Genomic DNA, 13,897 nt, shown 5'->3' on the forward strand with positions numbered 1-13,897 from the left:
GTTAGGTTTTTAAGATTTCTACTATAAAGATAACAGGTGATCTTCTATGAAAAATGACAACGGTAACAAATTTATTAATGGTAGTCTAATTGCGCATTATAAGTTTGATAATCCAGAGGATGTTGGTCAAGATTTCTCGGGGAACGGCAATGATGGAACCGCTTCAGGTACGAAGCTGCCGGCTATTAAATCCGTAGCAGGTAGACAAGCTGTTTCGCTTGCTGGGGGAGAACATGGCACATCCTATATTTCATTACCTAACGATCTGCTTAAAGAGGTCAGTGACCATACAGGAATTACGATTTCGACCTGGATGTATGTAAGCAAAGCTTCAAGCTTATGGGAAAGAATTTTTGATTTTGGTAAAGGTGAAACAGGACCTTATCTTTTTGTAACCCGCAATTTACGGGGCACTTGTTTTGCAGGGGAAGACTTAATTGCAGATCCAGGGAAATCCTTTGCGACTGATGAATGGGTACACGTTTCCTTTGCAGTTACAGGCACAAAAGGTGGAACACTAAGCAGTGCAGGTCCTGTGATGTATGTAAATGGTGAAGTAGTTGCGGATGGAATGATCAGCCAAACCTCGAGTGGCACATATGCTAAGCTGCGCACATGGTTTGCTACTTTTGAAGACCAACTGAATTATAGCAATAATACAATCGGGAAATCCCAGTACGCGGCAGATGTTGATTTTGGCGGCTATATTTCGGACTTCCGTGTATATAAAGCAGGCTTAACTCAAGATGAAGTGATTGAAATTATGTGCGAATCTTTGACGGATGAAGATATCGTTAAGCTTGCAAAAGATAAATACTTAACCTTCCCAAGCTCGATTATTACCAAAGATATCGAATTGCCAGCTTCGCTGATGGGCGGGAAAGTTGACGTATCTTGGGTATCCAGCGAAACCAAAGTCATTTCTAATGAAGGCGTTGTGAATAAAGGAGTTCAATCTGCTCAAGGCGTAACACTTACAGCACATTTGAAAAAGGGAGCTAGTATAGTAGAAAAGAGCTTCACTGTGTCTGTGCTTCCGGAAGATTTGCCACCTTACACCTTAACGATAGACGGCAATCAGGAGATTTTGGATGTTAGCCAAATTCTATATGGTTTATTCTATGAGGACATTAACAATGCAGCAGACGGTGGGATCTATGCAGAGCTAGTGCAGAATCGCTCCTTCGAATCTTTTGCTTTTGACAGCTATTCGCATGTATGTGGTGTACATGGTGCTTCCACCGGAAGAAATTATACACCTCTTCACGCATGGTCTGGGGATACAGACCAAATGACTGTCCATAATACAGGCGGATTAAACGATTTCTTCGGCATCGATGATAAAGATATGAATGCGCATTATGTGACGGTAGCGGATGGCGCGACGATTAATAATAGAGGTTTTGCCGATTCCAATCAGCACTGCTCGATGTTTATTCAGGAAGATGCCAAGTACAACTTCACGATTTGGGCGAAGGCAGAAGCAGCGGGCACAATTACCTTGCAATTGCTCGACAAAGACGGTAAAGCCATCAGCGATACTGCAGTTGTTGAAGTAAACGGTGACGGCAGCTGGAAGAAGTATGGTGTCGATTCAAAGCTTGTATTAACAGGATCTGAAACTGTGCTTGGTCAGCTGGCTTTAACCTTTAACGGTGAGATCTCCATTGATATGGTTTCCTTAATTCCTGATGACGTTTGGGGCGCTGGTGAAGAGGAACGTTCTGCTACAGCTCATGCTAACTATAAAGGAAATTCAAACTATAGATTGCGAAAAGACTTAGTGAATGCACTCGTTGATCTTCATCCTACCTTCCTGCGCTTCCCTGGGGGTTGTATTTCTGAAGGTTCTCACATTTGGGAGAACGTGTACGATTGGAAAGAGTCCGTCAACGATATCGAATTGCGCAAAGAGAACTATAACGTATGGGGCTACATGATGACCATGGGTCTTGGATATATGGAGTATTTCCAATTAGCCGAGGATTTGAACGCAACACCACTTCCGGTTATGGCCTGCGGCGTACTCTGTCAAGCTCGTTCGGATTATGCGAATCCAGCTGGCGGTGCGTTAAGAGATTATTATGTGAAGAACTTTACGGATCTGATTGATTTTGCGATTAGCATGGATTTTGACAATAATGAGTGGGCTGCATTGCGTAAAAAGATGGGCCATGAAGCAGCGTTTGATCTGCGTTATTTGGGTGTGGGGAATGAAAACTGGGGTACAGAGTTTTTCGCCAACTTCGAATATTTTAAAACAGTGATTGATGAGTATATGGTGAAGAACTATCCTGATCATGAATTGACTATTCTCTCTACCGTGGGTGCACAGGCAGATGATGATGCTTACCAGCAAGGTTGGAAATTCCTAAGCGGAAATTTACAGGGCTCGGAAAAAATCAGCTTTACGGATGGTACATCGAGCATCGAAGAGACTGTTACCTGGTACGAAAAACAAAAGAACTACATGGATACCATTGCGGATGAGCATTACTACCGTTCCAATGAATATTTGTTAGAGAATGCTGATCGTTACAACTACTATTACAGAGCCTATAAGGAAGACGGCAGCTTGGATGAGGCTGAAACTTCAAAGGTTTTTGTGGGTGAATATGCTTCCACAGATAAAAACACTTTGGCAGGAGCTGTTGCTGAGGCGGCGATTATGTCCAGCTTCGAGAATAACTCTGATGTGATTAGATTGGCGGCAACGGCACCGTTGTTCAACAAGGTTCTGACAGATGGCACCTATAGATGGACACCGGATTGCATCTGGTTCGATGATGAAACCGTATGGTACACACCGAACTATTATGTTCAGCAGTTGTATGCTAAATACCTGGGAACCAAAGTGGTTGGCACCTCATTTTCGACTTATCGCAACGGGGAGAAGGTAGACCTCATTCCTCATGGAGGAATTGAAGTGGCTGCGGGGAAATCATCTGTGATCGTGAAACGGGTGAAAGTGACTTCGAATGTAGATGGCAGTGTATGGTTGGATCAAGATTTCACGCAGCCGCTGGATGAAGCTTGGAAAGTGATTCCTGGCTCTGCCGGATATACGATGGATCCTTCCAAAGGTCTGGTATTGAAAGCGCAGAATGGCGGATTGAATGGATTGTATATCCTTAATGATGCGTGGACTAATTATAAAGTAGAGGTTGTAGCTGAAAAAGCTTCTGGCGAAGATGGCTTCTATGTAGGCGCAGGTCTGACAGAAATCTCACCGGAAAATAAAGATGTTATCGAATATGCAATTGGCTATAATGGCGATGCCACAGGAGTCAAGGTGTACAAGCAAGGGATTGAGGCTTATACTCTCGGCGATTATTCCTCTAGTACCGCTGCTGGTAACCTTAGAGCCAGTTGCTATGAAGAGCTTGCGGATCATACGGAATATACCATCACCGTTAATTATGGCGGAGCAGATGGCAAACATTTGATTTGCTCTTATACAGATGGCAAGGTAACAAGCAAAGTACTGGATTATAAGCTTGAGGCTTATAACAGAGAGGTATACAATTCCGTAACTAAAGATGATAAGCATCTCTATGTGAAGCTTGTAAATGCGGATGGTGTAGAAAAAGCAACGAAGCTTGATCTAAAAGGCTTAAAAGTAGCTGCTACGGGTAAACGGATTACCTTAACCGGAGACGCCTCGCTGGTTCACACACCTAATGTGAACAGAAAAAATGATGAGAAGGTTACACCAGTTGAAACGGAAATCGTAATTGATAAAGACACGGCAATTGTGAAGCTAGCTGCCAATTCCGTGAATGTGATTGTTCTGGATCTGATTTAATAGAAAATATGCTGTTCAACACGCGCCGATCTTTTTGTTCGGCGCGTGTTGTTGTTTAACAAGCCTCTAAATCGGTTGATGATTATATATAGAGAACTGTCCACTTGCTTGATGAATCTCAGAATCTATCTTACACTGGTGAAAGTACATCACCCGACTGACCCTCCAGCCTGCGATCCTTCCAGATGTTTTTTCCACAGCTGCCTTCATTACTCCAGAATACAGTGCATACCCCCTAGCCCCTAAAAAGGAGAACGATAAAATGATGAAATCATTCAAAACGGACTGGAAAGCAAATCTGAAAAATCCTCAAACGATTATGGCCTTGTTTACTTATCGTTATGGAAATTGGGTGTATTATCGAGTGAAGAATGGCATCGTGCGAAAACCTTTGTGGCTTTTGTATCGGATAATGGATGTGCTTTTTGTCCGCATTCTTGCGAATGGCGAGCTTCACGCTCAAGCTCAAATTGGTGATGCGCTTCATTTACCGCATGGTTTAAATGGGATTATCATTAGTCCTAAAGCGGTGCTTGGAAGCCATGCTACTATTTTTCATCAAGTGACTATTGGCGGGAGAAATAACTTAGGAGAGCCAGTGATTGGAGACAGAGCTTTTATTGGAGTAGGCTCCAAGATTCTTGGACCGGTTGTCATTGGTAACGATGTTAATATCGGGGCCATGTCTGTCGTGGTAAAGGATGTGCCGGATAACGCTTCGGCTGTAGGTATTCCTGCTAAAAATATATTGCGGAGTGAACCGAAACCAGAGAATACAAGATAAAGACGTTAGGTTCTAGTACATAGGGTACACGTGCGCTTTATTTTAATATCTTACAGGGTATAATTAAAGCATCCAAGTAATCTTGTAATAACCTTCTAGAGATCGGAGTAATGAAATGAAATATAGCAATTTAGAAGAGTGTGTTAATGATTTAGAGAAACACGGACATTTAGTTCGTATTCATGAAGAAGTGGACCCTTATCTAGAGATGGCGGCGATTCACCTAAAGGTTTATGAGGCTGGCGGACCTGCATTATTATTTGAAAATGTAAAAGGCTCGAAGTTTCGGGCCGTATCTAACCTTTTTGGAACGTTAGAGCGCAGTAAGTTTATCTTTCGGCGTACTTGGGACTCCACACATAACGTAATTGCCCTTCGCAACGATCCCGTAAAAGCACTCAAAAATCCATTTAAATATGTTGGTACCGGATTATCCGCGAGAAAAGCATTGCCTATTAAAAAGCCAGGGGGTCTGCCAAGCGGTTTTCAGGAAATTAGTATCTCTGATCTTCCGCTAATCACACATTGGCCGGGAGATGGTGGTGCTTTTGTAACCTTGCCGCAGGTGTATTCAGAAGATCCGGACAAGCCGGGCATTATGAACTCCAATCTGGGAATGTACCGTGTGCAGCTGACTGGAAATGAGTATGAATTAAATAAAGAAGTGGGCATTCATTATCAAATTCATCGCGGCATTGGCGTACATCAGGAAAAAGCGAACCGCCAAGGACAACCGCTTAAAGTGAGTTGTTTTATCGGTGGACCACCTGCTCACTCCTTATCGGCGGTTATGCCTTTGCCTGAGGGAATGAGTGAGATGATCGTTGCAGGATTACTTTCAGGACGTCATTTCAGCTATAGCTATGTGGATGGTTATTGTATCAGCAATGATGCGGACTTTGTGATAACAGGTGAAATTCACCCTGGTGAGACGAAGCCGGAGGGGCCTTTTGGCGATCATTTAGGCTATTATAGCTTGGTGCACCCTTTCCCAGTAATGAGAGTACATAAAGTGTACGCCAGAAAAAATGCAATCTTTCCATTTACGGTTGTCGGCCGGCCACCACAGGAGGATACCGCGTTTGGGGAGTTAATTCACGAGCTGACAGGTGGGGCTATCCGCCAAGAAATTCCGGGCGTCAAAGAAGTTCATGCAGTCGATGCTGCGGGTGTTCATCCCCTGTTGTTCGCCATTGGCAGTGAACGTTATACGCCTTATCAGCAAGTAAAGCAGCCAGCGGAAATTCTGACCATTGCTAACCGGATTTTAGGGACGGGTCAGCTTAGTTTAGCTAAGTTTTTGTTTATTACAGCAGAAGAGAATCAGCCTATCAGCACACATAATATCGAGGATTTCTTGACGTATATCTTAGAGCGGATTAATCTTCATAGAGATATTCATTTCTATACCAATACCACGATTGATACGCTTGATTATTCCGGCACAGGATTAAACAGCGGAAGTAAAGTGATCTTTGCAGCAGTAGGGGATAAGAAAAGAGAGCTATGTACAGAGGTGCCAGGCCTGCTGAAAGAATTACAGGGATTTGAACATGCACGAATGGTGATGCCTGGTCTTGTTGCCCTTCAAGGTGCTAAATTCACAAGCTACGCTGAAGCAGCACTGGAAATGAACAAGCTTAGTGAAGCTATTCAGGAGCAAGGGTCACTTCCTTCTTGCCCAATGATTATTTTGTGTGATGATAGCGAGTTTTTGAGTGAAAAGATCGATAACTTCCTATGGGCGACGTTCACCCGCAGTAATCCATCTCATGATATCTATGGAGTGAACAGTTCTACTGAGTATAAACATTGGTCCTGTGATAACGTGATTATTGATGCTCGGGTAAAACCCCATCAAGCCCCGCCACTGATCCCGGACCCAACCGTTCAGAAGCATATCGAACGATTATTTGCGTCAGGTGGCAGTTTAAGCAGAGTTAAGATATAGAGAAACATTCATAGGCCTTCTTGGGAATCCAAGGAGGCCTATTTGCTGTTTGTGAAATGATTTTGCTCATATGAAATAAAAAAGGAATAGGGGTATTATGGGGTGTATGGTATATATTTACTATTAATATTGGGGAAGTGTTGTTCTGATGGAAATTATGGAAACCGAACGTTTATGGATTAGAAGGTTCTCAGCAGAGGATTGGAAAGACCTTCATGAATATTTGTCGCAAGAAAGTGTTGTGAAATATGAGCCCTATTCCGTGTTTAATGCAGATGAATCTCGCACTGAGGCGCTCAGACGGTCATCGGACCGGGCTTTTTGGGCAGTCTGTCTTAAATCTACGACAAAAATGATCGGCAACTTATATTTTCAAGCGAGCGAACCAAAGGTTTTTGGCGTTTGGGAATTTGGATATGTTTTTAACCCTGATTTTCAGGGAAAAGGTTATGCTACAGAGGCTTGTAATCAATTGTTAAACTATGGCTTTGATAATCTGAAAATGAGACGTGTGATTGCGAACTGTGATCCCGAAAATACACACTCATGGAAACTGCTCGAACGATTGAAGCTTCGTCGAGAAGGACATTTTTTGCAGACGGGTTATTTTAAATACGATAGTAATGGAGAGCCAATCTGGCATGATACTTATTCCTATGGATTGCTCAGAAGCGAATGGTTAAGGATGAAGGAATAGCAAAACTGTTGTCGTAATCTCAAAAGCGGGTGTCCCCTCACTGATTCTTCTGTCCTAACTTCTTCCCAAATCGTAGGTTTTTATAACTATAGGCGAAGAAATTGAACGGTTTAGTGTATGATAAAATCTGTTTTTTAAATGTTCAGAGTGACACTTAGGTGGTAGTATCGTGTTGGATATGAGTGAAACTGGAATCAGCTACCATCCAGCTTCCTGAGCAAAGAGGAGGGGATACGCGCACGAAGTGAACTTATATTTGAAGAACGAATGACAACGAAGCTTATTGTAAGCGTTTACTACAACGGGGCTAGATGCGTACTAAGTTCTTTCAATCATAAGAAAGCGGGTGAAGCACGGAAGATGAAGAGGAATAAACTTGGAAATAAAATATTTATGGTGTTATTGTCGTGGATCTTCATTTGTTCATCAATACTTCCATCTACAACATTTGGGGGGCAACAGGCCAGTGCAGCTTCAGGCCCAATAACCTTGCAATATGATTTTGGAACAGCAACAAGTCCTGTTATGAGTGGTTATACAGGCGTGCATGAATCTGAATTATATACGAATGAGCTAGGGTATGGTTTAGATCAGGCGGTTGCTTCGAGGAATCGCTCGGGTGGAGACGATATGACCAACGATTTTGTATTGGGACTGTCCTATTCTTTTTTAGTGGATCTTCCTAATGGGGATTACGATGTGACTGTATACTCAGGAGATTTACTAGCGGGTACAAGTACAACCAAAACTACGATTACTTTGGAAGGTAGCACGGCTGGGTCGATAAGCAGCAAGCAAGCTGTAAATCAAGCTACCTATCGGACGACTGTTCAAGATGGTCAACTGACCGTCGGCATTACGGGTACAGGGGTTGGCGGATATTTAAATGGACTAATTATTCAGCAGATTGTACCAGGTCCATTGAAAGCCCCTGAGGGATTAGTGGTTCATAATATCACTCCCACTGAGGTATCTCTAGGGTGGAGCAGCGTGACCGAAGCAGTCTATTACAATATTTATCGAACGGTTCTTCCTAGTGGAAGCCTTCAAGCCATAGGTCAAGCTGCTGCTAACAGCTACGTGGATTCAGATGTAAATGAAGGCAGTGGTTACATTTACAATGTGTCAGCAGTAAATGGAAAGGGTGAGGAGTCTGCTTTGAGCGCATCTGTGACCGTAGACAAAATTCCGGGGGTAGAGGTTCCCACAGCACCAACCGGTCTTTCAATTGTCAGTGTTGGTGTAAGTTCTGTTCAACTGAATTGGAACAGTGTGGCTGGAGCTAGCCGCTATACGATCTTAAGGTCTGATTCAGCAGATGGAACATTCCATGAGATTGGTCAGTCAGAGAAGACGACATTTACGGATGCCTCAGCGGACACCTCAAAACGGCAATATTATGGGGTGAAGGCAGCCAATGACCAAGGCGAATCAGAGCTATCTAACATGGTGGAAAGCGCTGTGTATTCGCCTCCTGGAACTTTGCCAGAAGGGGATGTTTATTCCTTTGATTTTGGCCCGGGTGCTGTGGCTGAAGGTTATCTTAAGGTAGATGCAGGGGTATCTTATTCCTCTGAGGTTAAATATGGATTTACAGATATATCGAAAGTAACTGGGGTAGACCGAGGAACCTCAGATCCTTTGCGATCAGATTTTGTGGTCCCTAAGGATGCAACTTTTAATGTAGATTTACCGAATGGCGATTATACAGTGTCACTTATCGCTGGTGACAGCGCCGGAGATACAGAGATTGGCATCAAAGTCGAATCCATTCAAAAAGTTCAACAGACGAGCAAAACAGCAGGCCAGTATTTGGAAATGAGCTTTGACATCGCTTTGGTGGATGGACAAATGAACTTGGTGTTCTCTGGCACTAAGCCAAATATCAATGCACTGGTGATTACTAAGCAGCCAGACCGTCCTGCTAATGAATTGCCAACAGTTTATATTGCGGGTGATTCAACCGTGCAGACTTATGATCCTTATTGGATACCACAGGCAGGCTGGGGACAAATGATTCCTGATTTCTTTAGCGAGGAAGTAACGTTTAAGAATCACGCTATCGGAGGACGCAGCTCTAAGTCATTTATTGTCGAGGGAAGGCTGGATGAAGTGCTGCGTAAGATCCAACCGGGTGATTATTTCCTGATCCAGTTTGGTCATAATGACGCAACGATTAGCGTTCCAGACCGATATGCTTCTCCAGCCGATTACAAAGTTTATTTAAAAACATATGTCAATGGAGCTAGGCAAAGAGGAGCAACTCCGATTCTGGTGACCCCCATGGGGCGCAGAGATTATAATGCTGCGAGCGAAAAATTCAATGTGAGCTTTCCAGAATATGTGCAGGCTATGAAAGAGGTAGCAAGTGAACTTGATGTTGATTTGGTCGATCTTAGCGCACTCAGTGTAGCTTTTTACAATTCTATCGGTTTTGCAGCTACACGCTCTGTATTCCTTCACCTCGATGCAGGGATATATGGTGCTTTCCCAAATGGCTCGACAGACGATACTCACTTTCAAGAGTACGGAGCCATTCAAATGGCCCGTCTGCTGGCCAAAGGAATAGGGGAATTAAATATTCCACTCTCCAGCTTTGTGCAGGACATCAAACAGCCGGAAACGGTGCCTGTGAAGCCTGAAGGTCTTGTAGCTGGGAGTATCAGTAATGCAGGTGCAGTACTGAAATGGAATAAAGTAGAAGGTACAGATATCTATAAAATCTATCGTAAGCTAGCGGCAGAAGCCGAATCTGCTTATACATTAGCGGGAACTTCAACTGTCCCTTCATTGACATTAAGCGGGTTGGTTGAAGGTCAAAGCTACTCGGTAAGAGTGACTGCAGTGAACGGGCTAGGAGAGTCTGAGCCTTCAGATGAAGTGAAGCTGACTACGAAATCCGCTCAGTATCGTTATGATTTTGGACCTGTTGGTTCACCCGTTGCTGCGGGTTATACGGAAGTGAATGTGAATGTCCTGTATACCCCAGAACGTGGATATGGTTTGACCTCGAGTGCAGGGATGATTGATCGGGATCGGGGAAATGCGACGGACGATCTGCGCAGAGATTTTGTGATTTATTTTGGAGGATCGTATGAATTCAAAGTTGATTTACCCAATGGTTATTACTCTGTTAAGACCTATACAGGAGATTGGATTGGATCTGCCAAGACGAATGTAGCCATTGAAGGCAAAGATTACGGAACAGTCTCCTCAGGTAAGGAAAATATTGCTGAGAAGCTGTATAACCAGATTGCTGTCAAAGACGGGCAGATGAATCTTGTCTTTAGTGGCACAACCGCTCATCTCAATGGGCTGGAGATCACACCGTTATTATTAGCCCCAACGAATCTGAAACTGGGTAGCCTGGATTTAAACAGTGAGCCTATCACTGCTAATCTTTCTTGGGATAGTATGGAGGGTGCGCTGAAATACCGTGTATATCGTCAGGCTACGGTTGCGAATAGTGCAGAGCTGCTGGGCGAGACAACAGAGCCGCTCTACACAGATACCACTGCGGATATTGGTATGGAATATATCTATACGGTAACTTCGGTCGACAGCACGGGACTGGAATCTGTAGGCTCCAATGCGCTAAAAGTGTCTATGATTGACCCCTCCGTAGCAAAAGCAGCCGTACCTAGTGGTCTAGCTGTACAATCTACGAACAAAAATGATGTGACCTTTACTTGGAATGAGGTACCGGATGCACGGATGTTCAACATTTATCGTGCGAAATCCGCAGACAGTGAGTTCATCCTGATCGGCAAATCATTCGAAGCTTCGTACACAGACACGACCGTTCTGACTACCATTCCTTACTATTACAAAGTAGCCTCGGTAAATGCAGGCGGCATCTCTGATCTATCCGCTACGTTGGAAACCTCAGCGGTGACAACTTTATACCGGAAGATGGAGGCGCTGGATCGTGCGCCTGTAGCGGTTAAGACAGATGAGGGTGTTTATATCAGCTGGCGGATGTTAGGTCTGGATCCGGAAACGATAGGATTCAATCTGTATCGTGGCGATAAGAAACTTAATGATTCGTTGATTACTCAAAACACGAACTATCTCGATACTAAAGGCACGGAGGATGCCAAATATAGAATCACATCAGTAATCAATGGAGTCGAGAAATCTGCTTCGGAACCATTCAGCGTATGGCAGAAGCAATATCTATCGATCCCTTTGCAAAAGCCAGCAGATGATTACACCAAGGATGGTCAACCGTATACGTATAGTGCGGGAGATGCAAGTGTAGGTGATTTGGACGGTGATGGTGTATATGAAATCATCATGTTGTGGTCACCTTCGAACAGCAAGGATAACTCTCAAGCTGGGTATACTGGACTTGTCTATATGGACGCTTATAAATTAGATGGAACTCGCTTATGGCGGATTAATTTAGGGCCTAATATTCGTGCCGGCGCACACTATTCTCCATTCCTGGTATATGATCTGGATAGTGATGGACGTGCCGAAATTATGATCAAGACGGCAGATGGCACAGTGGACGGTCAAGGAAAAGTCATCGGCAATGCCAGTGCAGACTATCGTAACAGTTCGGGTTATGTGCTGCTGGGCAATGAATATTTAACGGTGTTCGAAGGGGCAACAGGCCGGGCATTGGATACCGTTGATTATGATCCGCCACGTGGAGATGTTGGCGCTTGGGGGGATACCTATGGTAACCGTGTAGACCGCTTTTTGGCAGCTGTAGCTTATTTAGACGGCGAGCAGCCAAGCGTTATTTTTAGCCGCGGTTATTATACTAGAACCGTACTTGCAGCTTACAATTATCGCGAGGGCAAGCTCGAGAAAGTATGGCGTTTCGATTCTAATGATGAAGGATATGGAGACTATGTTGGTCAAGGAAACCACAATCTTTCTGTAGGCGATGTGGACGGCGACGGCAAGGACGAAATAACCTTCGGCGCGATGGCAATCGACGATGACGGATTGCCGCTGTATAATACAAAGCTTGGCCATGGTGATGCAATTCATTTCGGGGACCTTGATCCTACCAGACCCGGGCTGGAAGTCTTTGATGTTCATGAGCATACCGATTCGAAGTATGGGATTGAAATGCGTGATGCAGCTACAGGAGAAATATTATGGGGTGTATTCACGGGGATTGATACTGGACGGGGAATGTCAGCAGATATTGATCCGCGATATGCTGGCGAAGAGGTATGGGCTGCAACGATCACCAACGAGGAGCATATACCTGTTACGGGCCTATACAGTGCGCAAGGGGAACTAATTACTAAAAAACTGCCTTCCTCCACGAATTTTGGTATTTGGTGGGATGGTGATCTTTTACGTGAATTACTGGATGCGAATCGAGTGGATAAGTGGGACTATACCAACCAGACAACGGTTAACTTATTGACGGCTGTAGGTGCTTCTTCAAATAATGGCACCAAGGCGAATCCAAGCTTGCAGGCAGATCTGTTCGGGGATTGGCGTGAAGAAGTGATCTGGCGGGCAACGGACAGTTCTGAACTACGGATCTACACAACAACGGATATGACAGATTATCGTATTCGCACATTGATGCATGATCCGATCTACCGCCTGGCAGTAGCTTGGCAAAATGTAGGCTATAATCAACCTCCGCACCCTGGATTCTTTCTTGGTGAAGGGATGGAACAACCAGCGGCTCCAAAAATTCAATATGTAGGCTCACCGGGAGAAACTGAAGATACTACACCACCTACGATTTCTGGTTTACCTTCTGCTCAAATGAGTGAAACGGATGTATTGAAGGTGCAGGTCGTAGCGGAAGATCCAGAGTCTGGCATTCGCAGTCTGGATATTACCTTTGATGGTAAACCTGTCGTTTATGGAGATGAGATTCCACTCACAGGGCTTGCGGGAGCGCATACGTTCATCGCAACAGCCATTAATAACGCTGGACTTTCGACGACAGAACAAGTGATTGTGTTCGTAAGTGGACCTCAGAAGGCTACAGGTGTTCCGGGGCAATGGGTTCTATCCAATAATAATGGGCAGGATACAGGACTTTTGGACGGGGATTACCAAATCACAATGAATATGTGGTGGGGCAATAATGGTACGGTCTACAAGCTATATGAGAACGGTGCCTTAATCGACACGCAAACCTTACGTGATGATTCCCCAGCTGCACAGACTGCAGTGACTAATATTACCGGAAAAGAAAACGGAACCTACACCTATACGGCTGAGCTGACCAATTCTTTTGGCACAACGGTGTCTGCTGCTCATGTGGTTATCGTGAAGGATGCTGCACCAGCTAAGCCGGTGTTGTCCAATGACAACTGGGATGGTGATGGAGAGTATAAAGTGACTATGAATTTATGGTGGGGGATGAACGGCAAAGAGTATCGCTTGTATGAGAACGGAATACTGATCGATACTCAGACTTTAACAGCGGGCACCCCAAACGCACAAACGGCTTCTACTTCTATCACTAACCGTTCTCCAGGCGTCTATGAATACCGGGCTGAGCTGTTGAATGATCAAGGGGTAAATGAGAGTGCGATCATGAAAGTTACGGTAAAATAACTGAATATTTGTTAAAAAAGCGCCTAAGTCGGTAATATCCGGCTAGGCGCTTTTTTTAGATTATCTAAGATTTAAAGGATTCTGCAAGACTAATTCTCCTAACAGCCTCAT

Annotated in this window: 5 protein-coding genes; all 5 read left to right on the top strand. The window is 44.3% G+C overall.

What is annotated here, in order from left to right:
- Nucleotides 1–46: 46 nt before the first annotated feature.
- Complete coding sequence (locus tag MHH46_RS09710; RefSeq protein WP_076191221.1) at nt 47–3,805, top strand: alpha-L-arabinofuranosidase C-terminal domain-containing protein; 3,759 nt, start codon at nt 47–49, stop codon at nt 3,803–3,805.
- Between the two features lie 262 nt (nt 3,806–4,067).
- Nucleotides 4,068–4,589 carry a serine O-acetyltransferase gene (locus MHH46_RS09715; RefSeq protein WP_036679239.1) on the top strand — a complete coding sequence of 174 codons (522 nt, stop codon included), beginning with the start codon at nt 4,068–4,070 and terminating at the stop codon, nt 4,587–4,589.
- A 115-nt stretch (nt 4,590–4,704) separates the two neighbouring features.
- Entirely contained in the window at nt 4,705–6,540 is a 1,836-nt protein-coding gene (locus MHH46_RS09720; RefSeq protein WP_076191224.1) for a UbiD family decarboxylase, read from the top strand.
- A gap of 148 nt (nt 6,541–6,688) precedes the next feature.
- Complete coding sequence (locus MHH46_RS09725) at nt 6,689–7,237, top strand: GNAT family N-acetyltransferase (RefSeq protein WP_179086275.1); 549 nt, start codon at nt 6,689–6,691, stop codon at nt 7,235–7,237.
- Between the two features lie 360 nt (nt 7,238–7,597).
- Complete coding sequence (locus tag MHH46_RS09730) at nt 7,598–13,786, top strand: fibronectin type III domain-containing protein (RefSeq protein WP_305954151.1); 6,189 nt, start codon at nt 7,598–7,600, stop codon at nt 13,784–13,786.
- Nucleotides 13,787–13,897: the final 111 nt, after the last annotated feature.

It is taken from the genome of Paenibacillus sp. FSL H8-0175, from assembly GCF_045040615.1.
Taxonomy (GTDB): domain Bacteria; phylum Bacillota; class Bacilli; order Paenibacillales; family Paenibacillaceae; genus Paenibacillus_AQ; species Paenibacillus_AQ odorifer.

Bases quoted from the DNA above. Each gene is read 5' to 3' on its own strand.
- MHH46_RS09715 (WP_036679239.1), top strand. From the start codon at position 4,068: ATGATGAAATCATTCAAAACGGACTGGAAAGCAAATCTGAAAAATCCT.
- MHH46_RS09725 (WP_179086275.1), top strand. From the start codon at position 6,689: ATGGAAATTATGGAAACCGAACGTTTATGGATTAGAAGGTTCTCAGCA.
- MHH46_RS09720 (WP_076191224.1), top strand. From the start codon at position 4,705: ATGAAATATAGCAATTTAGAAGAGTGTGTTAATGATTTAGAGAAACAC.
- MHH46_RS09730 (WP_305954151.1), top strand. From the start codon at position 7,598: ATGAAGAGGAATAAACTTGGAAATAAAATATTTATGGTGTTATTGTCG.
- MHH46_RS09710 (WP_076191221.1), top strand. From the start codon at position 47: ATGAAAAATGACAACGGTAACAAATTTATTAATGGTAGTCTAATTGCG.